The sequence below is a fragment of the Siminovitchia sp. FSL H7-0308 genome, assembly GCF_037980985.1.
Lineage (GTDB): Bacteria > Bacillota > Bacilli > Bacillales > Bacillaceae_C > Siminovitchia > Siminovitchia thermophila.
The window spans coordinates 2,285,772-2,309,253 of record NZ_CP150282.1; the positions used below are offsets into that span (position 1 = coordinate 2,285,772).

Annotated in this window: 17 protein-coding genes; 6 read left to right on the forward strand and 11 right to left on the reverse strand. The window is 42.4% G+C overall.

The window, feature by feature from the left end; translation table 11 throughout:
* Positions 1-9 precede the first annotated feature (9 nt).
* Positions 10-795 (reverse strand): SDR family oxidoreductase, encoded by a 786-nt coding sequence (locus tag MHB50_RS10890; protein WP_077109376.1) that lies wholly within the window; start codon positions 793-795, stop codon positions 10-12.
* Positions 796-1,301: 506 nt separating this feature from the next.
* Between MHB50_RS10890 and MHB50_RS10895 the strand changes: the two genes are divergently transcribed.
* Both MHB50_RS10895 and MHB50_RS10900 read left to right on the forward strand, forming a co-directional pair.
* Positions 1,302-1,493: a DUF2187 family protein gene (locus MHB50_RS10895; RefSeq protein ID WP_077109374.1), complete on the forward strand. Its 192-nt coding sequence runs from the start codon at positions 1,302-1,304 to the stop codon at positions 1,491-1,493.
* 92 nt (positions 1,494-1,585) lie between these two features.
* Entirely contained in the window at positions 1,586-2,197 is a 612-nt protein-coding gene (locus tag MHB50_RS10900) for a CPBP family intramembrane glutamic endopeptidase (RefSeq protein WP_077109373.1), read from the forward strand.
* Positions 2,198-2,749: 552 nt separating this feature from the next.
* Here MHB50_RS10900 and MHB50_RS10905 read toward each other — a convergent pair.
* The gene (locus tag MHB50_RS10905; RefSeq protein WP_077109372.1) at positions 2,750-3,787 is read right to left on the reverse strand and encodes a hypothetical protein; all 1,038 of its coding nucleotides are present in this window, start codon (positions 3,785-3,787) and stop codon (positions 2,750-2,752) included.
* A gap of 197 nt (positions 3,788-3,984) precedes the next feature.
* On the opposite strand from MHB50_RS10905, the gene MHB50_RS10910 reads away from it, so the two are divergent.
* Complete coding sequence (locus tag MHB50_RS10910; RefSeq protein ID WP_205180100.1) at positions 3,985-6,138, forward strand: ATP-dependent Clp protease ATP-binding subunit; 2,154 nt, start codon at positions 3,985-3,987, stop codon at positions 6,136-6,138.
* A gap of 657 nt (positions 6,139-6,795) precedes the next feature.
* Here MHB50_RS10910 and MHB50_RS10915 read toward each other — a convergent pair.
* Together MHB50_RS10915 and MHB50_RS10920 are read right to left on the reverse strand one after the other, a co-directional pair.
* Positions 6,796-7,173, reverse strand: a complete 378-nt coding sequence (locus MHB50_RS10915; RefSeq protein WP_205180099.1) for an aspartyl-phosphate phosphatase Spo0E family protein — start codon at positions 7,171-7,173, stop codon at positions 6,796-6,798.
* Complete coding sequence (locus MHB50_RS10920; RefSeq protein ID WP_205180098.1) at positions 7,173-7,649, reverse strand: methylated-DNA--[protein]-cysteine S-methyltransferase; 477 nt, start codon at positions 7,647-7,649, stop codon at positions 7,173-7,175. Before MHB50_RS10920 ends, MHB50_RS10915 begins: the two co-directional genes overlap by 1 nt.
* 121 nt (positions 7,650-7,770) lie before the next feature.
* On the opposite strand from MHB50_RS10920, the gene MHB50_RS10925 reads away from it, so the two are divergent.
* Together MHB50_RS10925 and MHB50_RS10930 are read left to right on the forward strand one after the other, a co-directional pair.
* Positions 7,771-8,802, forward strand: coding sequence for an acyltransferase family protein (locus MHB50_RS10925; RefSeq protein ID WP_339163648.1), 1,032 nt, complete (start codon positions 7,771-7,773; stop codon positions 8,800-8,802).
* 182 nt (positions 8,803-8,984) lie between these two features.
* Positions 8,985-10,769, forward strand: a complete 1,785-nt coding sequence (locus MHB50_RS10930) for a B12-binding domain-containing radical SAM protein (protein ID WP_077109368.1) — start codon at positions 8,985-8,987, stop codon at positions 10,767-10,769.
* Positions 10,770-10,833: 64 nt separating this feature from the next.
* Here MHB50_RS10930 and MHB50_RS10935 read toward each other — a convergent pair whose 3' ends face one another.
* Together MHB50_RS10935 and MHB50_RS10940 are read right to left on the reverse strand one after the other, a co-directional pair.
* Positions 10,834-11,817 (reverse strand): diaminopimelate dehydrogenase, encoded by a 984-nt coding sequence (locus MHB50_RS10935; RefSeq protein WP_077109367.1) that lies wholly within the window; start codon positions 11,815-11,817, stop codon positions 10,834-10,836.
* A 24-nt stretch (positions 11,818-11,841) separates the two neighbouring features.
* Positions 11,842-13,212 carry a TrkH family potassium uptake protein gene (locus MHB50_RS10940; protein ID WP_083717169.1) on the reverse strand — a complete coding sequence of 457 codons (1,371 nt, stop codon included), beginning with the start codon at positions 13,210-13,212 and terminating at the stop codon, positions 11,842-11,844.
* 207 nt (positions 13,213-13,419) lie between these two features.
* Between MHB50_RS10940 and MHB50_RS10945 the strand changes: the two genes are divergently transcribed.
* Positions 13,420-13,623 (forward strand): alpha/beta-type small acid-soluble spore protein, encoded by a 204-nt coding sequence (locus MHB50_RS10945; RefSeq protein WP_077109366.1) that lies wholly within the window; start codon positions 13,420-13,422, stop codon positions 13,621-13,623.
* Positions 13,624-14,252: 629 nt separating this feature from the next.
* On the opposite strand, the gene MHB50_RS10950 is transcribed toward MHB50_RS10945, so the two are convergent.
* From MHB50_RS10950 to MHB50_RS10970, 5 genes are all read right to left on the reverse strand, one after another.
* Positions 14,253-15,023 carry a TerC family protein gene (locus MHB50_RS10950; RefSeq protein ID WP_077109365.1) on the reverse strand — a complete coding sequence of 257 codons (771 nt, stop codon included), beginning with the start codon at positions 15,021-15,023 and terminating at the stop codon, positions 14,253-14,255.
* Between the two features lie 263 nt (positions 15,024-15,286).
* Entirely contained in the window at positions 15,287-18,367 is a 3,081-nt protein-coding gene (locus MHB50_RS10955; RefSeq protein ID WP_205180096.1) for an efflux RND transporter permease subunit, read from the reverse strand.
* Positions 18,368-18,845: 478 nt separating this feature from the next.
* Complete coding sequence (locus MHB50_RS10960) at positions 18,846-20,639, reverse strand: L-lactate permease (protein WP_205180094.1); 1,794 nt, start codon at positions 20,637-20,639, stop codon at positions 18,846-18,848.
* A 61-nt stretch (positions 20,640-20,700) separates the two neighbouring features.
* Positions 20,701-22,149, reverse strand: a complete 1,449-nt coding sequence (locus MHB50_RS10965) for an FAD-linked oxidase C-terminal domain-containing protein (RefSeq protein ID WP_077109362.1) — start codon at positions 22,147-22,149, stop codon at positions 20,701-20,703.
* Positions 22,149-23,456 carry a (Fe-S)-binding protein gene (locus MHB50_RS10970; protein WP_253191819.1) on the reverse strand — a complete coding sequence of 436 codons (1,308 nt, stop codon included), beginning with the start codon at positions 23,454-23,456 and terminating at the stop codon, positions 22,149-22,151. The genes MHB50_RS10965 and MHB50_RS10970 overlap by 1 nt, the downstream gene beginning before the upstream one ends.
* Positions 23,457-23,482: the final 26 nt, after the last annotated feature.

The window sequence follows — 23,482 nt, forward strand, 5'->3', positions numbered from 1 at the left end:
CCTTTCTTTTTATATGGATCTTAACTTGCCGCCGTCAACGATAAAAGTATTTCCAGTCATATATGTATTTCCGTCTGATGCGAGAAATACGACAACTTTCGCAAATTCTTCCGGTTTCCCGTCCCTGCCAAGTGGTATGCTCCTTTTCGCTCTTTCTTCAATAATATCAACGTGAACCCCTTCCCTATCTGCCTGGGCACGATCAAGCTCCTTCACTCTTTCCGTTGCGATTCTGCCCGGCCCCACCGTATTGACCAAAATATGATAAGGCGCAAGCTCTTGAGACAATGTTTTGGAGAGCCCGACAATCCCAAGCCTGAATGTATTGGATAAAATCAATCCTGGAATAGGTTCCTTAATGGAGGACGAGGCGATATTCACAATTCTCCCACCCTGTCTCTTTAAGTAAGGGAGTGCTTCCCTAATCGTCCTAATATAAGATAATAAATTAAGCTGGAATGAATAGGCCCAATCTTCATCCGTCATGTCCTCAAACCCGCCCGCCGGAGGACCACCTGCATTATTCACCAAAATATCGATGCCGCCGAACTTCTCAGCCGTATATTGGACTGCCTGCTGAATATCGGACGGCTTCAAGATATCGCAAACGGTATATCCGGCAGATCCTTCCTTTAACCTATTTAACTTTGAAACTACAGTTTTGAGTCTTTCTTCATTACGGCTGGCAAGCATTACTTTCGCACCCTCTAAGACAAATTGCTCCGCTATTGCCCTGCCAAGCCCTTTGCTTGCTGCCATAACGAGCACTCTTTTCCCCGCTAAGCCGAGATCCATGTCTCTTCACCCCTCGTTAAATAATAATGTTCAACAAGCGCTTAACCGCTTTTTGATCCATTCACCTCCTATCCTTAAGTATAATGAAAAAAGAATCGGTTGCCGCCTTTTCCGCATCCGGCATATTATTTTAACAATTATAAAAATTATATCTATTTTAATCCGAAAAATAAACAAAAAAACCGGAAGGCAATTGCGGCCTTCCGACAAAATAGGGGGAAAAATGAGATTGACATGACTACTAAAAAGCAAGATCAGTCATGGTTATTATTCTATACCACATTTTTTACTTTATACTCCTTCTTTTGAAGATTTTTTTGTTTCAATTATATTACAATTTTTTAAAATTCCTAATTCCTTCTATTGGATAATTGACAGTTGTTTCGTTTTCCGTTTTACTGTACATATTCGCGTAAAAACATGATTTAAAAAAGTAGCATTGTGTCATATTTGCACTTTCATAAAATATAGTGCAAACTATGTAAAAAAACATAAGGGGGAAGCCAATGAAAATTGCCAAAGTCGGAGACTTGATTGAATTCAGGGGAGGCCTTCAAGGAATTGTGGAAAAAATTAATGACAACTCGGTCATTGTTGATTTAACGTATATGAAAAACTACCGTGAACTTGAACTGGAAGAAAAAACGGTCGTCAACCATAAAAAATATAAAATCATTAAAGAATCTGTGGGGTTATAAGAAGCAAGCACCATGCTTGCTTCTCTTTCATGCCAATGATACCATAGAAAATTGTCGAAAAATGGAGTCCAGAAAGGAATTTACATATTCAAATGAGTAAAAAATGGATTGATGTTAAACTGGCCGGCGGAGTCTTTTTGGCCTACTTGCTTGTTTTTGTTGCCTTTGATAGAACAGATGTGTTCTGGTATTTATATACAGCCGCCATCTTGTTTCTGATCAGTTACTCTATCATTCATGAACCATTGGACGATGAAGCACCTACAAAACAATATATCACGTATGGCGTCATATCGGGGATCGCCCTTTATGTATTATTTTTCATTGGAGATTGGGTGTTGGGAATTATACCGAATCCGTTATCTGAACAAGTGGATAGCGTTTACACCCATTTTAGCTTTGAATTTTTTTGGCATTATTTAGTCCTCGTTTTTATTATGATTCCTGGAGAAGAAATTTTTTGGCGGGGATTTGTCCTAAAAAAATTGCTGGTTTGGCTAAATCCAATTGGCGCCATCTTTGCGGGAGCGCTACTGAATGGAGCGGCATTTTATTTTACCGGTTATTTTATCTTGGTGATTGCCGCCTTCGTCAGCGGACTTGTGTGGGGTTGGCTATATATTTGGAAAAGAAGCATTCGACTCGTCATCCTGTCCCATTTAACATTTAATTTGTTACTCTTGATTCTCTTCCCTCTTCAATAATAGAAAAGCATTTCTTCTATCGTTTGTGAAAAAGGTCTATATGTTTGTTTTGGATTGTATGCCCCGAGAAAAATATCTACCATACTTGCAAGTGGGGACTTTTGTCATAAAAGCCCCTCCTCTACCTCTTTTTATCGAAGCATGTTTTGCAGATTATTTTCCCTTCATTCTGTATGTATGCTTTGATTTCAGTCATACCTCGGCTTTTCGGATAGCGCATCTTCACATAAATCTCTTCATAAGGCTGAATTTCTTTTTTGCATACAGAACATTGGGCAGTCAATTGAAACATTATCAACCATACTCCTCCCTATTGCTTGTCTTTTTATATATACGGTGTAACGAATAGGATAGTTTTCATATGGCAACGGTTCTTCATTACTGCCTTCCAATTACCCTCACCCACAACTTTTCCAAATATATAGGAACATTATCGCATATGAAAACAACCTCCCCTTCGCCCCTTTGCACCCAGCCGCTTAAAGGGTATTTTGAGATGATCAACGATAAAAAGCCCTCAATTCAATAAACGGCCGGAATAGACAGTCGTTTTTATGGAGACACTTTCGCCGGCTTTATCAACAACAACAGCAAAAAGCCAATGCTCACATAGCCGAATAACGGATACAACAAACCGAGCAGCTTGCCATATTTCACAAGACTAATCAAACAAAACACGATAAACAGGAACAGAATGATCCATAAGGGGTTTGTCGGAACGTATTGATGGAGCTGACGTTCAATCCCATATGTATTGCCAATCAATGTTGTAAAAATTTCTCCATATATAATGAGGATATATATAAGGTAAAGACTTCCTGCCGACTCATGAACAATCACCGCCATCGGAATTTCAAACATCCTGGGATCACGCAACACGGATAAACAGATATGGCTGGAAATTAGCAGGACGGTGAGAAATACCCCTCCCATCACCCCACCCCATTTGACTGTTTTTCTGTCATTTATTTCTGCAGCAAGGGGAACTAGTACAGCTTGAGCCAAAGCAAGATTAAAGCCGGCATACGAAATGGCTGACAACACTGCAAACCACCCATTACCTGCATCTTCTACTTGAAACCATAATGTAACATTCCCCCCAGGGACAATATGAAAAAGGACGGCTGTATTAAAGGCGATCATCATTGGAACAACAATCACATTAATCGCCAACAGCCCTTTTATCCCGGCAGCCATAATAACCAGACCAATAAACGTGGTTAAGAGCATGCCGGAAAATTTGGGGAAATTCAACTGCTCGACAAACAATGCTTCCGCGCCCGCAAGCATTACTCCACAAACGCCTACAAGCATAACTAATAGAAATAGATTAATAAACTTCGCCAACTTTTTTCCAAACAAATATTCATTTAATTGTTCAAATGATGTCGCTTTAATATCAATTGACAACAACATGATTTTTGAACCGAGGATTACGAACAAAAATCCTGCCATCAGGATTGACAACAAGCCAAGAAAACCAAACCGTGTAAAAAACTCTACAATTTCCCTTCCTGTTGCAAATCCCGCACCAATGACGGTTCCTACGTAAACGGCAGCCACTTGACATACATCTATCCAATTCTTCACGGCTCATCCCCCTTAGAAAAATCGTATGATGGCTTGCCCAAAAAAATTTGCAAAATGAGTAAAAAAGAGTTGAAAGTCAAAATTGGTCAGTGTATAATGAAATCAAAGGTCAAAGTTAGTCAATGTCAAAGGACCTTTTTTATATCATTAAATGGTCAAAGAAGATCAAAAAAATAACAAATGGAGGTTTGGTGTATATGTTTTGCAGTAAATGTAAGGAAAAACAAGCAAACATTCATCTCCACGTCAATATTAACGGACAAAAGCAAACGATGGCATTATGTTCAGAATGCTATGCGTCGGAAAAACAACAACTCGGTGCATTAGGAGGCGTCCCATTTAAAAGTCAATTTGGCAGCTTTGATGATTTATTTAAACAATTCCCCGGAATGAATCAGCCATTTGGGCAAAACATGGGCGTATCCCAAAAAGAAAGAAGCACAACAGGACGCGGCGGAGGATTTCTTGATCAGCACGGTCATAACTTAAACGATGCCGCCAGAGCCGGACTGGTCGACCCTGTAATTGGCCGCGAGGAAGAAATAAACCGGGTCATCGAAATATTGAACCGGCGAACGAAAAACAATCCGGTGCTCATCGGTGAGCCAGGTGTCGGAAAAACTGCTATCGCGGAAGGGTTGGCGCTGAAAATTGTTGAAGGAAAAGTGCCCGCCAAACTAAAAAACAAGGAAGTCTATTTGCTTGATGTGGCATCTCTTGTCGCCAATACCGGTATTCGCGGACAGTTTGAAGAGCGGATGAAACAACTCATCACAGAGCTTCAAAGCCGCAAAAACATCCTGTTGTTCATTGATGAAGTGCATCTTCTTGTTGGAGCCGGATCCGCTGAAGGATCGATGGATGCCGGGAATATTTTAAAACCGGCGCTCGCACGTGGAGAATTGCAAGTCATCGGGGCCACGACACTAAAAGAATATCGACAAATTGAAAAAGACGCCGCACTGGAAAGGCGCTTCCAGCCGGTTCAGGTCGGAGAGCCATCTTCAGACAAGGCCCTGGAAATCTTGAAAGGATTAAAAGAGAAATATGAAAACTACCATGATGTAACGTTTACAGACGAAGCGTTAAAAGCATGCGTAGAACTATCAAGCCGCTACATTCAGGATCGCTACCTGCCTGACAAAGCAATCGACTTAATGGATGAAGCCGGCTCCAAACTCAACTTGACGATTCAAGATACAGATAAAGAGTCGCTCCAACAACGCTTTGCCGAAATTGAGAAAGAAAAGCAAGCGGCCCTTGCCAAAGAAGATTATGAAACGGCAGCAAAACTTCGAGACGAAGAAATGGATCTCGAAAAACTTCTTAAAGAAGAGTCTCCAGAAAAGCGGGTTGTCGTAGACGTCCGCCATATTCAGGAAATCGTAGCGAAAAAAACGGGCATTCCCGTCGGCAAGCTCGAATCAGATGAACAGAAAAAAATGAAACACTTGGAAAAAGCTCTGGGGGCAAAAGTCATCGGACAAGAGGAAGCCGTTCAAAAAGTAGCTAAAGCCATTCGCCGTAGCAGAGCCGGATTAAAAGCGAAAAGCCGCCCGATTGGTTCGTTCCTGTTTGTAGGACCCACAGGGGTTGGTAAAACAGAGCTTACAAAGGTACTGGCTGAAGAACTATTTGGCACAAAAGACGCGTATATTCGCCTGGACATGAGCGAATATATGGAAAAACACAGCGTTTCAAAACTGATCGGTTCCCCTCCGGGCTATGTCGGCCATGAGGAAGCCGGACAGCTTACAGAACGAGTGCGCCGCAACCCGTACAGCATTATATTGCTTGACGAAATCGAAAAAGCGCACCCGGACGTTCAACACATGTTCCTGCAAATTTTAGAAGATGGCAGATTGACTGACAGCCAAGGCCGGACAGTCAGCTTTAAAGATACAGTCATCATCATGACGAGCAATGCAGGAACAGGCGAAAAGCAAATTCATGTGGGATTTGGCCAAAGTAATGCATTAAAAGAGACAAGCATTCTTGACAAGCTCGGTGCATTTTTCAAGCCGGAATTTCTTAACCGCTTCGATGCGATTATCGAATTTAACTCACTTGAAAAAGAACATCTCTTGAAAATAGTTGATCTGTTACTTGCTGAACTGGCTGGGACACTTTCCGAACAAGGAATCACGATCACGATTTCCGATCAGGTAAAAGAAAAACTAACGGAATTGGGCTACCACCCTCAATACGGGGCACGTCCTCTCCGCAGAGCCATTCAGGAGCATTTGGAGGATCAAATATCCGACTACATTTTAGACCATGAAAATGTTCAAGATCTGCACGCAGTTGTGGAAAACGGACAAATCAAAGTCATCCAAAAAGAAGTTGCCTAATACGAGGCAATCCCAGGCCGTCGAGCGTTTCTCGACGGTCTTTTTATCGAGAAAAAAACTTGTGTTTGTAAAAAGTGTAAGCTTTTTTCGAGGACACGGCTGTCTGAGCTCGCCAACAGAACAGTTTCACTTTAAGCCTTTTCGATTTCGGTGAATTTAAGGAGACGGGCCATGTCTGAGCAAGCACTGGTCACTTTCAATCTTAAGCTTTGTTCTGCTTCAATCAGGAACTAAAAACCCGCTCATTGATGTTTCGTTTATCTAGCAGTGGAGTCTCCTTTTTATACATCACCAAAGTGGGATTTAGAGGTTTGCAGGCGAAGAAAGTCACATCATGTGCACCTCCCCCTCCCACTGATTGAGCTTGTATATTCATTATTTCACTTAACGTGTCCATGGCGAAAATTATCCCAGTGTATAATACGCAAGCATTTAGCGTAGTCAAAATATGTAGACTCCCGCGGGAATAGCTCGAGCTGAAGATCCCGCAGGAAAGCGAAATATGTTGACGTAGCGATGATAGGGATTTTTTTACACAAATAAACCGAACAATTATAAATGAATTGTTCGGTTTTGCTATTTCGTATTTGCTTATGTCCCATTCTCTTTTTTATCGTTTTTTACTGTATGAATTATATTCTCGGGGTTTGCAATCTATTAGGACGACCGTATATGGTTTTGACGAAATGGTTTGGAAAATAATACGAATGACTTCTTTAGAGCATGTCTCACTTTTTTAGAAACTGTGCCAGTTTGAAAGTCCCGATAATATTCATTTAACAACTGGTCAAGCTCACGGCTGCATCTCACTGTTTCCTCGGCATTCAGTCCATATTTATTGCCAATAAAAAACATTTCTTCGCGTTTTTCCTGAATTTTTGCCAACAAGATTTGCTTTTCCATCCTACCGTAACCCATCGTTCGTTCTCCCCCGCCAATTATTTTCCTTTTCAACTTCCTCATTATCTCAAAAGTCTCTATTTTTGTAAACGCCTGAAAACGACCAGTCACACTTTTGACATATTTGTGGTTCATTATAATACTCCTTCCAATTTTAGCAAAATCTCTTTTTTATCAACTTGATTTCCAGCATATCCCATGAGTGACTTGTTCTTCCCAACTACCCGATGACAAGGGATAATAATAGGAATTGGGTTTCTTCTGTTCGCCTGTCCAACAGCTCTTACCGCTTGCTCATTACCGATCCACTTTGCGATTTCTCCATAGGTTCGCGTTTGGCCGTACGGAATTTCCAACAATTTACTCCACACCATTTTTTGAAATGATGTACCATGTAAAAATAACGGCACGTTAAATAATTGAATTGTGCCTTTAAAATACTGATCCAATTGCCGCTCCGCTTCTTTGAGGATGGAATGTTCGGCATTTTCCACGGGTTTGGTGGCTGTTTGTAGAAACTTGTCCCATCCAAACGTAATACCCGTAACTGCCTCATCCGTCCCTGTTATGACAAGTTGTCCAATTGGACTGTCCATAGTTGTATAATACATTCTCTAGACTCCTTACCTCATTTTGTTATAATATGGCAAATGAAAATATCATATGTTTGTTAAACGACGTAAAGGGAAAATATAGGCTGACTTAATAAATGAATCAAGCAGGTGATTGCATATGGATAAAAGAGACAGTTATTTTGATAATGCCAAAACCCTTTTAATCTTTCTTGTTGTGTTTGGTCATTTGATCCAATCCTACATTGAAACAAACGCTTTTATATCCTACTTGTATAATTTTATTTATACGTTTCATATGCCCGCCTTTATCATCATATCAGGATTTTTTGCCAAAGGAATATATGAGAAAGGCTATATTTGGAAAATAACAAAAAAGTTAATCATTCCATATATTCTGTTCCAAGGACTTTACGCTGTTTTTTATTACTTTTTGCACAAAGAAGATACTTTTCGTTTTGAACTGCTTGACCCAAAATGGTCGCTTTGGTTCTTAATTAGCCTCTTTTTCTGGAATATTTTGCTTTTGGTCTTTAACAAATTTAAACCGGCCGTGGCTTTAACAATTACCATTGCAATCGGCCTTGCTGCCGGATATGCCGATTGGATTACGAATTATCTCAGTTTATCAAGAACGCTCGTTTTCTTTCCTTTTTTCCTGGCGGGATACTTTTTAAACAAAGACGACTTTCAGATGTTACGATCCAATAAGGCAAAAGTTGTGGCGGCGACTGTCATGTTCGTAGTAACAATTGGAATCGTCTATTTTTCGGACTTAGATGAAAAATGGTTCTTCGGGTCAAAGCCATATGGTGAACTGGAAAGTGAAGCCATTTTGGGAATGTTGAAGCGAACCGGCATATACACACTTCAGTTTTTGATGGCTGGAAGTTTCTTTGCTTTCGTTCCTCGCCGACGCTTCTTTTTTACAAGGTGGGGAAGAAATACACTGTACGTTTACTTGCTTCATGGCTTTATCATTCGCTTGTTTAGAGGAAGCAGTTTGGAGGATTATCTAAACCAAACACTGACCCTACCTGTTCTGATTTTCGCCAGTTTCGTTTTAACCGCCATCCTTTCCAGCAAATATGTAACGAGTTTGACACAGCCGTTCATAGAATTAAGAATGTCAAAGTTGAAAAAGTTTTTCGAGCAGCTGAGAAAAGAATATAGAGCACTAAGACATTCCTGAAGCCTCCCCATTAAAATGGGGAGGTTCTAAATTTTCAAGGTTTTTCGTAGTCCTTTTTTCTAATTCGTTGTATTTGGTCTTTATCCTGCTATATTCGCTCGACATTTTTCGTGAAATTGTGGTTTCCCCCTTTCTCCGCTAAAATAGAAAAAGAGTGTCAAAAAAAGGAGTTGCCATGTTTCATGAAAGTAATCGCAAGTACTTTAAACGCGAAATTTATCCATACAAATTTAGCCATCCGATATTTAAAAGCATACGCTGCACCGGAATTTGAAGTCGAAATAGCTGAATACACGATCAATGATCCGGTTTTAAATATTGCATCCGACTTATTTGCCAAAAAACCGGACGTGATCGGCTTCAGTTGTTATATATGGAACATTGAAGAAACAGTGAAAGTGATTCAAATTTTGCGTAAGATCCTGCCGGATGCGGTCCTCATTTTGGGTGGCCCGGAAGTTTCGTACGACGTAATTTATTGGCTTAAACGATTGCCGGAAATCAATTATATTGTCATCGGTGAAGGTGAAGCTACCTTTAAAGAACTGCTTGCACATTTGGCGGGTGGAAAAACAATCACGGATGTGATGGGGATCGGCTTTATGGAAAACGGAAAGCCGGTAATCAATCCGATCCGTCCGAAAATTGACTTGCGTGAAATGCCTTCCCCTTTTCGTTTTCCAGAAGACATACCGAATCTGTCCAAGCGGGTCACATACATTGAGACAAGCCGTGGCTGTCCCTTCAGCTGCCAATTCTGCCTCTCCTCCATCGAGGTCGGAGTCCGTTATTTTAACCGGGAGAACATAAAAGAAGATATCCGGTATTTAATGAAAAATGGCGCTAAAACGATCAAATTTGTTGACCGCACTTTTAATATTAGCCGGAGCTATGCAATGGAAATGTTTCAGTTTTTAATTGATGAACACGTGCCGGGCACCGTATTCCAGTTTGAAATCACCGGCGATATTATGCGCCCTGAAGTGATTGAATTTTTGAATGAAAACGCACCAAAAGGGCTATTCCGCTTTGAAATCGGCGTCCAATCTACAAATGATTTGACGAACGAACTCGTTAAAAGAAGGCAAAATTTCGAGAAGTTGACAAGGACTGTGACCATGGTAAAAGACGGGGGAAAAATTGTTCAGCACCTCGACCTGATTGCGGGCCTCCCGGAAGAAGATTACAATTCCTTTAGAAAAACATTTAATGACGTATTTGCCTTAAAACCGGAAGAGTTGCAGCTCGGCTTTTTAAAAATGCTGAGGGGGACCGGCCTGAGAATATCGGCCAAGCAATTCGGCTATACGTATATGGACCATGCACCATATGAAATCCTCGGTAACAACGTCATTGACTTTAACGACATTCTTAAAATTAAGCAAGTGGAAGATGTGCTTGAAAAATATTGGAACAACCATCGCATGGATAACGCTGTTGAATATATCGTTTCAACTTGTTTTGAAACTCCCTTCGATTTCTTCCAACGGTTTGGAGCATATTGGGATCAGCAAGGCTGGTCGAGAATAGGCCATCAACTTGAGGATTTATTCATTCGTCTCCAGCAGTTTTTGAGGGTAGAGAATGTGGAGGGAAGAGCGATAGCTGAAGGACTCATGAAGTTTGACTATTTGTTGAACATCCGCTACAAACCAAGAAAACCATGGTGGAAACCTTCCTTAAAAAAAGAAGAAAAAGCCTATATTTACAAGGCTGTACTCGCTAAACCCGAAATGGCCGGCAGCGCGTTTGCCCGTCTGCAGTTAAAGGAAAGGGATTTATTTAAGCATACGATCCTTGAACTATTTCCATTCAGCATCTCAGATTATCTTCAATCTGGCCGGATCGTTTCACAGCCATCCATGGCCCTCGTTTATTTTGACCCGGCCGATGGAAGATCATCTTTGTTCCCTTTAGCAAAAAAACAGGCTACAAACATGCGCAAGCGTCTTATTCATGACATTTAAACACCAAAAACCGGCCCTAGAGCCGGTTTTTGAAACTATATATAATTGCTAACTTGGGAACTTTTTACAAAAGCTCTTTTCTGAGCTGTTCGGGAGATTTCGGAGACAGGAGACCGACAGGTACATCAAATACCGTCTTGGCGCCAATTTGCCCCAGGGCATTCAACCGATAGGCCGCCCTTGCGTAAGCAACCAAAATGCTTGAAGTAAATTCCGGGTTGCTGTCAAGCTTTAGAGAATACTCGACAATTTGATTCGTTCCTTCTCCGGTCTTTCCGCTTCGGATCACAAATCCGCCGTGAAGCATTTTAGCATGATTTTTCTCCAGCTCTTCTTTTGAAATAAAGTGTACGGTTGTCTCATAATCGGCGAAGTAATTTGGCATTGTTTTGATTTCTTTCTCAATCCTACCTAAATCCGCTCCTTCTTCCGCTACAACGTAACATTCGCGCAAATGCTTTTCCCTAGTGGTCAGTTCAGGATTTTCCCCTCTTCTTACGCGTTCAACAGCTTCTTCAATCGGAATTGTATATTGCACGGCGCCTTTTACGCCTTCAATTCTGCGAACAGCATCGGAATGGCCCTGGCTGAGTCCTTTTCCCCAGAACGTATATGTCGCCCCTTCAGGAAGAATCGCTTCTCCCATCAGCCTGTTTAGAGAAAACATGCCCGGATCCCAACCGACGGAAATAATGCTTGTTTTTTTGCCGGATATTGCCGCTTCATTCACCGCACTGTAATATTCAGGTATTTTCGCATGTGTGTCATAGCTGTCAATTGTATTAAACAGCTTGGCAAACTCTGGCCCCTGCTCGGGAAGGTCTGTTGCGGATCCTCCGCATAAAATCATGACATCAATATCGTTCACATATGATTCAGCATCGGAAATATGCAACACTTTGACTTGTGGATTCTTCACATGAACATCTTCCGGGTTTCTGCGCGAAAAAACAGCAACAAGCTCCATATCCCGATTTTGCTCGATAGCCGCTTCTGTACCGCGTCCCAAATTTCCATAACCAACAATGCCTATTTTGATTTTTTCCATTGTCATGCCTCCTTGAAATTTTGACTAGCCAATGATGACCCGTTCTTTCGGATAATGGAAGTCCGGTTCCTTTTCATTGCTTGACATAATGAACAAGAATGATAAAATCCCGACTCTGCCAATGAACATTAATATGATCAACAGCCATTTTCCCGTATTGGTTAAATCGGCTGTTATCCCCATGGAAGCCCCGCACGTACCAAAAGCGGAGGAAACTTCAAATATAATGGCCAACAAACTGGCATCTTCCGTATAAGATAAAATAATGATGGAAATGCCATATAACAAAACCGCAAGCAATAGAACGACAAGCGATTTAATCACATCAGCCTGGTGAATCTCTCTTTTAAAGACTTTAATGGACCTGTTCCCTCTTGCATAATGATAAAGAAATAATATATTTAAGGCAAAAGTGGTTGTACGAATGCCGCCTCCGACAGAGCTTGGCGAAGCTCCGATAAACATGAGGGCCGACATGAAAAGTACTGTCGAATGATGAAGGTCGTTAATATCGAGCGTTAATAATCCGGCACTTCTCATCGTAGTTGATTGAAACAAAGCATAAAAGAATGATTCATGCCAAGATTTTCCGACAAAATACCCGTTAAACTCTAAAAAAATAATCACAATCGTTCCAAAACCCAACAATAAAAAATAGGTGGAAGTGGTAATTTTCGTAAAAAGAGAGAATTGAAAGCGATTTTTCAACGGCTTGTTAAATAAGAAGTTTTTCACTTCAATCCATACAGGAAAGCCAATGGCGCCAAGAATGATCAGGATGATTGTAACAAACTGGACAAAATAGTCCCGGGCAAAAGGAATTAAAGATTGTCCAGTAATATCGAACCCCGCATTCGTTGTCGCACTGACAGCAGCAAACAGCCCCTGAAGAAAAGCCTCCTGCCATGTTGGAAAATAGTTCAAATAATAAACGCCAAGCACAAGCGCCCCGAGAACTTCAATTAGTAAAATCAAGGCAACAATTTGCCTGAGCAAACTGACTAACCCCGAAAAATTAAGCTGATTTTGATCCGTCTTAATCAATTGCCTTTGCTTTAGCCCGATTTTTTTTCCGAAAATAAGCCAAAAAAATGTACTTATTGTCATAATGCCGATCCCGCCGATTTGAAGGGCAAAGATCAAAATAAAAATACCTGTTATTGTAAACGTTTCTGATAAGTCAACAGTTGTCAAACCCGTGACACTAACGGAGCTGGCTGCAACGAAGACAGCATCCATTGCCGACCAGTCAGCTCCCTTTTGCCTGGCGACCGGAAGGCTTAAAAGTATCGACACAACCGCAACTGCCATTATATAGTAGGAAACCAATAACCGGAACGGTGTCAGGGCGAGTCTGTATAATTTTTGTTTATGTATCGGTTTGTCATTCATCATATTCAATTTCCTTTTTGTTACTCATTCTTACATATTAAGCAAAAAAGTATTAAAAAGAAAGAATTATTCACCACGATTTCAGAAAAAAATGGATTGATTTTAGCCATATAGGAAGTTATGCACCAATATACAGCATGTTCCAGCATGGTTTACACTTTGCGCGGAATAATAAAAATTAAGCCAAACAAAGAGAAAGGAGGAATAGGTATGGGACAGCAAAGCAATCAATTGCTTGTTCCTGGCGTGGAACAATTTTTGGACAACGTGAAATACGAAATAGCTCAGGAATTCGGTGTTACTCTTGGATCCGACACAGCAGCGAGGGCAAATGGCTCCGTAGGCGGAGAAATCACTAAGCGCCTTGTGAAACAAGCACAAGTACAATTATCCAACCAACAAAGCGACAGCTAAGACAGCTAAAGTCTAACGCCAATTAACGCCAACTTCCCTAACTTGGATAATACCAGGTATAAATGATACTTCACCGTCCCCAAATATATACCCCATAAAAGGGAATATCAAATATAGAGGCGGGGGCTGGGGTATAAGTTGAAAGCCTGATTAATATTCGTAAAAATCGTGAGAATAAAACCGCGTGAAATCAAGGTTTTTAAACTTGATTCCATGCGGTTTGTTTCATTTTTACATGGTTATGTCCCGGTCCCTTTCCTTTGAGCACAATAAGCGTTGAATAACCGTTTTTTCGATTATCTCCGTATACGAGCTTTGATCGTTTTTCCCATTAAAATGGGAACGAGCACCTCGGCCTGATGACCACTGCTTCGATTATCCCCATAGAACAGGCTCGATCACTGCCATCTCTTATGACCGTTTTTTCCATTTCCCCCATAAAACGGAAATGAGCACTTCGGCCTGATGACCACTTTCCATGTATCCCCATGGAACGGCAGTGATCGCCTCGGTTTATTGATTTTGGCCGCTTCTTTAATCATCCCCCAGGGGCTGGCGTGGTCCCGTCACTAAAGGAGCTTTTTCAAACTCGTGCTATTGATCGCGATACACCATAAGCGGTCTTCCATTTATTTAGATTCTTGTAAGACATTCTTTTTCGATAGAAAATATCCACCGGCTGCAATGACAACCAGGACGATCCAGAATGTAAGCTTCCATTCCGCTGATTCGGGAAAATGCTTGTTTAAAATACCAAGATTTGGATGTGACAATGTTAACACAGCCAATTTTACCCCGACCCATCCAACGATCAGAAATGCGGCTGTCTCCAAACCAGGATATTTGGCCAACAAACGCACAAAGGTTGTGGCGGCAAAACGCATAATGATTACTCCGATAAGGCCGCCAAGTAACATGACAATAAATTGGCCTCCGTCTATGCCCCCTACTTGAAACCATCCTGTCGGCTTCAATGTAACAGCAAGAACAACCGCTGCAAGCATGGAATCAATCGCAAAAGCAATGTCGGCAATTTCAACTTTAATCACCGTCGGCCAAAATGAGTGGGATTTTTTGTTCTTTACTTTTTCCGGTTTACTTTCATTACCATTAGCCGAATACTTTTTCACAATGTGATGAACAGATAAAAATAATAAATAAGCTGCACCAAGCGCTTGTATTTGCCATACATTAACTAAAAAAGTGATAAGGAATAAGGCGATAAATCGAAAAATAAATGCACCAAACAAGCCGTAAAACAACGCCTTTTTCTGTTTATCCCTTGGCAAATGCTTGACCATGACAGCCATGACGACCGCATTGTCCGCGGCCAAAATCCCTTCCAGTCCCACTAAAATAACCAGGACCCATAAATACTCCAGTAGCATAGAAAAATCCAAAGAAATCCCTCCAATATAGTATAGACATTCCACCGGGCATTTAAAATGGATTTTTCAAGAAAACAAAAAGACCCCTGCCCGATGGGCAAAGGTCTTGCTAGACATTTATCATGCCAACAAAGCCGGTGAAGCGTAACCTTCACGAATTGACGACTTTGTTGCAGATGCAGGTAAACGCATCTGCTGCTACTCCCCTTCACTAAAAGCCAAGCCTATTAAACTATTAGTATTATAAAACACAATGGATCAAATTTCAATGGTTATCATGAGGTTTTTTTATTTTTTTTATTCATTTTTCTTGTTTCCGGGTCAAACAGACTATAAACAACCGGAATAACAAATAAAGTAAGGAAGGTACTGCTGACGAGTCCCCCGATGACCGCTACCCCCATTGGCTGGTTCATTTCTGTTCCTTCACCGATTCCAAGTGCAAGCGGAACAAGCCCCAAAATGGTCGTTAATGCTGTCATCAAAATAGGACGAGCCCTGTCTTTTACAGAAATGACAAGCGCATCGTAGCTTGACATTCCGTCCCTTTTTCGTTGATTTATATAGTCAACGATCACAATGGCATTATTTACGACGATTCCCGCCAATATAATGATACCAATCAATGCTGGTATGCTGAGCGGCATTTGCGCCAAAAATAGCGCAATCATTACACCGATCGCCATAAGTGGCACTGTAAACATGATGACAAACGGATATTTGAATGATTCGAATTGGGCAGCCATGACAATATAGACAAGGATAATGGCCAGGATAAACGCCATCATCATGTCACTGATGGAGTCTTCAAGCAGCTCTGACTCCCCGCTGTATGTGATTTCTGTTCCGTCTTCCAAGTTAAGGTCGGCTATTTTCTCATTAACTCTTTTCGTGATATCTCCTAAATTGGTATCCGTACTGTATTTTACTGTAAATTCCACAGAGTTTTGCTGGTTGATTCGCTGGATTTCAACCGGCCCTTCACCTACTTTGACTGTTGCCACATCTTTTAATTCCGTATAGGTTCCGTCCGGCTTTTTAATCAATACCGTTTTCAGCTTATCGAGATTTCTTGTTACTTGTTCATCGTATTGAACGAAAACCCCATATACATCGGAGTTTTCACCAATTATTTGCGCTGCCTGCACACCGCGTGTTACATCGTTGACGATGGTTGCGATTTGTGCTGGAGCTAGTCCGGCTTCAAACGCTTTTTCCCTGTCAATCGTCATTTGGACTTCCTCAACTGTTTCCGCGGTGCTCGTCATGAGGGATGTCACATGATCCAACTGGCCAAGCGCTTTATAAATTTTATCGGTATTTTTATCTAAACGCTCTTTATCCGTATCGCTCACATTAAATGTCAAGGTTTGTGCTTCCATGCCGGAAGCAGTGTCTACTTGAAACGTAAGTTTCGTTCCTTTTTTTGCCTTCTCCACCTCTTTTTCCAATTCCGACTTAAGATCTTCAACATAATGAAACAGTGATATGTCTCTATCCTCTAGAGATTGCATCTTTACATAAATCTCTGCCGTATTTGCTTTCGAACTGCCTTGGAAGGAGGCTTCCTGAGTAGAACCAATCAAGCTGACATACGTATTGACGGCCTTATCATCTTTTAAGCGGTCCTCAATCAATTTGACAACTTTCTCCGTTTCAGACAAAGCGGCGCCATTTTCCAGCTCCACATTCATGCTGAAAAATCCTTCATCCGTTGGAGGTAAAAACTGCATACCTACTGTTGATATTCCAGCGGCTCCTCCAACAAAGAGCAGTAGAGAGACGAGCAAGACGACGAAGCGGTGCCTTAAGGACCAGCGAATGGAACGGTCCAGCCATCTAAACGTCTTGGACCTGCGTCGCCTTGCCTCATGATTGGCTGGCGGCTTTTTCAACACCCTGCTGGCAAGCATCGGAACAACAGTCAAGGCGACGAATAGTGATGCAAAAAGGCTAAATGAAATGGTTAGAGCGAATTCTTTAAACAATTGACCTAAAAGACCACTGATAAATACAACGGGCAGGAACACGGCAACCGTGGTTAAAGTGGAAGCCGTAATGGCACCTGCGATCTCTTTGGCACCTTCTCTCGCGGCAGTTTTCGGATCTTTTCCCATCGAAAGATGCCGATAAATATTTTCAATGACAACAATGGCATTATCAACAAGCATACCGATGCCAAGCGCAAGCCCACCGAGAGTCATAATATTCAATGCGAAATCCGAAAAATAGATTAAAACAAACGTCACGATAACGGAATAAGGGATCGCAATGCCAATAATGAGTGGACTTTTTACACTTCGTAAGAATAAAAACAATACGAGCATTGCCAGCGCTCCCCCGATGATGAGGGAAGAAGAAATGTTTCCGATAGCAATCCTAATATAATCCCCTTGGTCAAAAAGAATATCTGCTTCAATGTCTTTAAATTGGTCTTTTTGAAGCAATGTTTTTAATTCTTTTTGAAAATCCTTTGAGACGCTTGCTGTATTCGCATCTGATTCCTGCAAAACACTGACTAGAACAGACGGCAATTCATTTGTCCGTGTAATTGTTTTTTCCTCTTGCTTCTGCAGGTTCACAGTGGCCACGTCACGTATCTGAATTTTTTCGCCGCTTGCCGGATTGATTGTAACGGAAAGGTTTTCGATATCTTTAGGAGATTGAAGGCTGCTAATAATGCGTGTTGTCAATTCCTTTCCATCCGTTAACACAGTTTCGCCGGGCATTGACACATTGCTCGCTTGAACCACATTCACAATATCCGACTGGGAGAGCCCATAGTCTCTCAGTTTGTTTTGGTCAAGCGTGATCCGGATTTCTTCAGTTAGCGTTCCGGACACATTCACGCTCGCTACGCCTTTCACTCTTTTCAGTTCCGTTGTTAATTGATCGGCAAGCCTTTTTAAGGAGTCCTCATCCGTATTGGATTTTAGTGAAAGCTGAATGACCGGAAATTGCGATGGATCAAACTTTAATAATCTCGGTTTTTCCGCATCGGCAGGAACCGGAGTCTGATCAATTCTTTGCAGTATATCGTTTTGAACATCATCAATCGAAGTGGACCATGAAAACTCCAACAAAACCAAGTTAGATCCATCCTCGGAAAATGATTGTATATTTTTAATGCCCGGTAGTGTGGATAAGTTTGCTTCCAGCGGTTTAGTAATCTTTTCAACCACTTCCTCCGGACTTGCCCCCTCATAAGACGTCACTACAACGGCAATGGGGGGATTAATATCTGGTATTAATTTCAGCGGAATTTTTAGAAGTGAGACGATTCCGAGTATAACAACGAGAAACATTGTAACGATTGTAAAAACCGGTCTTCTAATCGAAAAATGGCTCAGGTTCACAAAAAGTACTCCTTTCGGTATGTCTAAACACCTTCCATTATATCAATGTATCCTCCAAGTTCATAAACATAAAACATAGTAGTTTTAAACATATTTTCTCACACAAACAAAGCAAGACGCCCAAAGGCGTCTGGTCGCTGCCATCCAACCTTGCCGGTCCAAATGGAATCAGGGATTGTCCGATAAGTAATATTGCTGCTTGAAAATTTCAAAAAAACCCAAGAATGCTGTATATTCAACTTTCTTGGGTGTTACCTTTTAGTGCAATACTAGACAGCCTCTTTTTGGTGGGACATTTTTATCTTATGAACGAAGTCTTTCGAGGAGTTGGGAGAATTCGACGAATGCTTTTCTCCAACAGCGCTTGGGGACTTTGGCATTCGCAAACGACTTTCGCTTCGCTTTTCAACATGTTCGCCAGTGCATTTTCCCAACATAAAAAGCACCCACCGAATCGCTCAGTGAATGCCTGGGATTATTACTTTACATCTTTTACCGAATGATCCGATGCCGTCACTTTAAGCACGGCTATCCGGTTGCGGTTCGTGGCAATGATGTAAATAGCGGTAAATATAATGGCCAAGGCTATGATGGACCCAAGATTAAACAACCCTTTCTGGGAGTACCATACAATGGCATAACCGATGGAGCCGGTTAACAGCGCATAATACGTAAACGGGAATAATGTTTTTCGAATAACCGTTCCCTCTTTGCCAAGCAAACCAACAACGGCGGATGCGGCTACAACATTATGGACGCAAATCATGTTTCCCGCCGCACCGCCAACAGATTGCAAAGCGACAATCCAAGTCGGATCGACGCCAATCTGTGATCCAACGTCATATTGAAAAAGGGAAAACATCATGTTGCTCACCGTATTGCTTCCTGCAATAAATGCTCCGAGGCCCCCAATAAAGGTGGCAAAAAACGGCCAGTACTCCCCGGCAAGTGCCGCAACACCGTTGGCAAGCTCTATCGGCATTCGTTCATAGCCCGCTTCTCCACCGCCGCTATTCAGAAATACTTGCACCATCGGGACAGTAAAAATGAGAGCAGTAGATGCAGCCAAAGCCGTTTTTCCGGATTGCGCCCACGACCTGTAGTAAGCGCTTCCATTCATTCCATGTAAGAAGTATGTGATGAAAGAAACGATAATGAAAATGGTGCCCGGCGAATAGAGCGGCTGAAAGCTTGCTGTAATGCCCGAATCAAACATATTTTCAAATGCGATTGTCCATGACTGGGCCCACTCCATAAACGGCAAGGTCTTTAATCTGGTCAAAACGAGGAAAATCCCAACTAGAATGTAAGGGGACCAGGCACGAATCATTGACATGGAGCCGCTTTTATGAGCGATGTCTTTTATAACAACTGTTCCTTTCCAATCAGAGTCCCATTTGGATTCATCTTCAAAATTCCATGCCTCTTCTTTCGGGGGCACAAACAGCCCTTTTTTGGCCGCCAATACGACAATGATCAGGCCGACCAATCCGCCCGTCATAGATGGAAACTCGGGACCAAGAACATTTGCTACGATCACGTACGGAATCGTCATGGCAAATGCAGCGAACAACGCAAACTTCCATACTTGAATTCCTTCTGAAAATGATTTGTTTTTACCAAAAAATCGTGTCATGAGCGATACAACAAATAGTGGAACGAATGTGCCGGCTATCATGTGCAAAATGGCCGTCTTGCCGCCAATCACCGTGACCAACTGCAGAAAGTCATTGCTAATGCCGGGGTCTGCCGAGAGCCCTGTTTGAACCCCGACAAGCACCGGGGTTCCCACTGCCCCAAAAGTTACCGGGGTACTTTGAATCACCATGCCCGCCACAACTGCCGCCATAGCGGGGAATCCCAAACCGACAAGGAGCGGAACGGCAACAGCCGCAGGCGTTCCAAACCCGGCAGACCCCTCGATAAAAGAGCCAAATAACCAGGCAATAATGATAACCTGGATTCGCCGGTCTTCCGAAATATCCGTAAATCCTTGGCGAATTGTTTTAATGCCGCCGCTCTCTTGGAGCGTATTCAACAATAAAATGGCGCCAAAAATGATGTATAAGAGGGTAAAGGCGACAACAACGCCATTAATTGTCGCGGCCCCAACATTTGCTCCTGGAACTTGCCACACAAAAAGCGCCAATGCGGCTGCCAGAATATAAGAAATGGGCATAGCCCTGCTGGCAGGCCACCTCAACCCAACAAGAAACACACCTACAGCAAGAATCGGCAATAGAGATAAAAAAGCAAGCAAGCCTGTACTCACCAAAAAACTCCTTTCAAAGTGAATTTTTTATATGCCTTCTTTTGTGGTGAATGTATTATGGTTATTTTTTCTGAAGTTCTTGTTTTATCTCGGCGCAACGGCCAGGGGTTGGAAACATTTTTCCCGCATTTAACAGATTATCCGGATTAAATACCCGGCGGATATTTATTTGGGCAGTTATTTCATCATCTGTAAAAACGAAGCGCATTTCTTCCTTTTTCTCGATCCCCACACCATGTTCACCTGTAATCGTGCCGCCTGCATCGGCGCATGCCTTTAAACAGGCGCTTCCCGCTTCGATCGCCTTTTCGGTTTCGCCCGGAATCCGCGAATCAAACAGGACAAGCGGATGAAGGTTCCCATCTCCCGCGTGAAAAATATTGGCGATCCTTAATCCATGCTCTTTACTGATGTGATGAATCTTTTTCAATACTTGAGGTAATTTGCTTCGTGGTATAACTCCATCCTGGACGAGGTAATCGTTCGAAATAGCCCCCATCGCTCCAAAGCCTGTTTTCCGGTTCGCCCACCATCTTTCTCTTTCTTGTTCATTTTTGGCCACCCTCACCTCCCTCACATTTCTGTTTCTGCATACTTCTAATATTTGTTCAATCTGTTCCTCGATTCCCGCGGCGATTCCATCGACTTCTATTAATAATACAGCCGCGATGTCCCGGGGATGCCCAACCGGAAAAGCGGCAGACTCCACACCTTCGATCGCGATTTTATCCATCATTTCCAATGCAGCCGGAACAATTCCTGCCGAAATAATGTCGGATACCGCCTGGCTTCCGTCTTCTATCCGGTCAAAATAGGCCAGTACCGTTTGCTTTGATTCCGGATTTTTTAATAGCCTGATTGTAATTTTTGTCACGATGCCCAGCGTTCCTTCAGACCCCGTTAACAGCCCAAGCAAATCATAGCCCGGTTCATCGGGAATGCCGTTTTTTCCAATCTCCATTATCTCTCCATTCGGTAAAACGACCTCCAATCCCAAAATATGATTGGTCGTCACCCCATATTTCAGACAATGTGCACCACCGGCATTTTCAGCAACATTGCCCCCAATCGTACAGCAATATTGACTGGATGGATCAGGAGCATAATAATAATCTTTATTTGCAACAGAACGGGTTAATTGCAAGTTAATAAAACCTGGCTCCACGACCGCTCGCCTATTTTCAAGATCAACACTTAAAAGGCGTTTCATTCTTGTCAAACTGATGATCACTTCTCCATTAAGCGGAATCGCTCCTCCGCTCAAGCCCGTGCCTGCCCCGCGCGCCAAAAACGGTAAATTGTTTTCAGCGCAATATTTGACGACTGCTGCCACTTCTTCTGTATTTTCAGGAAAAACAACCGCCTTGGGCAAAAATCTCTGAATCGTAAAACCGTCACAATCATAAGCGGCCAAATCAACTTTTTTGTATAAAATAGGATTAGGTCCCGATAAAAGAGATGCCAAGTTTTGTATATGAGGATCGGCCACTTTTATGTTTCTTGTTTTCATCATTTCACCCCCTCTTTTTCTTTTTGATAGGCTAAATCAAGCAATTGGACTGTATGAACGATCTCCTGTCGTCGTCCGTGCCTTTGGACACCGAGTGCCATTTGGAGCATGCACCCTGGATTTCCCATAGATATAATGTCCACATCGTGGGGAACATTGCTCATTTTGCTTGCCAATATCGCATCCGCCATTTCGGGATTCGTAATATTATAGATTCCCGCGCTTCCGCAGCAGCGGTCAGCATTGGGCATTTCTACGATTTCCACACCAGGAATAGCCTGCAAAATGTCCCGGGGTTCCTTCGAAATGCCTTGCCCGTGTACCAAGTGGCACGCATCATGGTACGTTACTCGCTTGTGAATTTCGGCTGTTGGTTTTTCGTATCCAATATCATGCAAATATTCCGATATATCCTTTATCTTGTTGGAAAAGACTTCCGCACGTTCTTTCCACTCCTGGTCAAAGCGGAACAACTCGGGATATTCTTTCATCATTGACCCACATCCGGCAGCATTCACCACAATCGTTTCTGTCTCTGCAAATGCTTGAATATTTTGTTTCGCCAGCTTTCTTCCCATTTCCCTATCACCGGCATGAACATGAAGCGCGCCACAGCATGTCTGATTTTTAGGAATCGTCACATCGACTCCATTTCTATTTAAGACATGAATCGTTGCCTCGTTCACATCACTGAACATGATATCCATTATGCAGCCGGTTAACAGGGCGGCTTCACCCTTTTTCTCTGTCTTTGTCTTGATCACGTCTTCATTTTTATATTTCTTTTGAACGGCCTGCTGTTCAATAACCGGCATGATCCCTTCCATTTCAACAAGATGCTTGGGCATTACACGGATCAAGCCGGTTTTTCTTACGACTGTTTGTATCCCGCTTTTTTGATACAGCTTTAACATCCCGCCAATCTTTTGCATTCGAGCGGGATATGGGAACAAGCTTTCCAAAAATAATTTACTCACAATATTTTTCCAGCCTGTTAAAGGCATGGCCTGCCGAATCTGTCCTCTTGCTTCCTCGATCAGCCCGCCCACATTGACATCTGCGGGACACGCCGTAGTACAAGCCCGGCAATCTAAACAATCAAACACTGGATGAACCAAATCCTCATTTACTTCCAGCCTGCCTTCAGCAACCGATTGAATGAGATGGACGCGCCCCCGCGGTGAATGCTGTTCCTGCCCTGTTATTTCATATGTTGGACATGACTCCAAACACATGCCACAGTGTACGCAATCTGCCCACTTATTGGGATCAGGGGGATCTTGCCAAAGATAGTTGCCCAGCCGTATTTCCTCACATGCAGGGGTTTGTTGAG